Source organism: Thiomicrorhabdus arctica DSM 13458 (assembly GCF_000381085.1).
GTDB classification, from domain to species: Bacteria; Pseudomonadota; Gammaproteobacteria; order Thiomicrospirales; family Thiomicrospiraceae; genus Thiomicrorhabdus; species Thiomicrorhabdus arctica.
The window spans coordinates 1-1,187 of sequence record NZ_KB905904.1 but is presented as its reverse complement, the minus strand read 5'-3'; the positions used below and the strand labels follow the sequence as shown (position 1 = coordinate 1,187).

Annotated in this window: 1 protein-coding gene; it reads left to right on the top strand. The window is 44.5% G+C overall.

The features are described 5' to 3' along the window. Window positions 1–1,187, top strand: a 1,187-nt coding sequence (gene tuf / locus F612_RS0111765; protein WP_019557969.1) for an elongation factor Tu, incomplete at its 3' end; no start/stop codon positions are given.

Genomic DNA, 1,187 nt, shown 5'->3' with positions numbered 1-1,187 from the left:
ATGGCAAAAGCTAAGTTTTCACGCGATAAGCTTCACGTAAACGTTGGTACTATCGGTCACGTCGATCACGGTAAGACAACTCTTACAGCAGCACTAACAATCGTACAAGGTAGAAAGTTCGGTGGAGATGTTAAAGATTTCGCATCTATCGATAATGCACCAGAAGAAAGAGAGCGTGGTATCACAATCTCAACTTCACACGTTGAGTATGAGTCAGAGACTCGTCACTACGCACACGTAGATTGCCCGGGTCACGCCGATTATGTTAAGAACATGATCACTGGTGCTGCACAAATGGATGGCGCAATCCTAGTATGTTCAGCTGCTGATGGGCCAATGCCTCAGACGCGTGAGCACATCCTTCTTTCACGTCAGGTTGGTGTTCCATACATCGTTGTTTTCCTAAACAAAGCTGACATGGTTGATGATGAAGAGCTACTAGAATTAGTAGAGATGGAAGTTCGTGAGCTTCTTGATATGTACGAATTCCCTGGTGATGATACGCCAGTAATTATCGGTTCAGCAACGTTAGCCATTGCTGACGATCAGTCTGAAATCGGTGCACCTGCAGTAGAGCGTCTAGTTGCTGCGTTGGATTCATATATTCCAGATCCTATTCGTGAAACGGATAAGCCATTCCTAATGCCTGTAGAAGATATCTTCTCAATCCAAGGTCGTGGAACAGTCGCAACAGGACGTATCGAAACAGGTGTTGTTAAAGTTGGTGAAGTCATCCAGATCATTGGTATTCGTGACACAACTGAAACTACGGTTACCGGTGTTGAAATGTTCCGTAAGCTTCTTGACCAAGGTCAGGCAGGTGATAACGTTGGTATTCTTTTACGTGGTACTAAGCGTGAAGATATCGAACGTGGTCAGGTATTGGCACATAAAGGTACAATCACTCCGCACTCTAAGTTCGAAGCTGAAATTTATGTACTTTCAAAAGATGAAGGTGGACGCCACACTCCATTTTTCCAAGGTTACCGTCCACAGTTCTACTTCCGTACAACTGATGTGACTGGTGCATGTACCTTACCAGAAGGCACAGAAATGGTTATGCCTGGTGATAACGTACAAATGACAGTAGAGTTAATTAACCCAATCGCAATGAATGACGGTCTTCGTTTTGCCATTCGTGAAGGTGGACGTACTGTTGGTGCAGGTGTTGTAGCAAGAATTCTTGA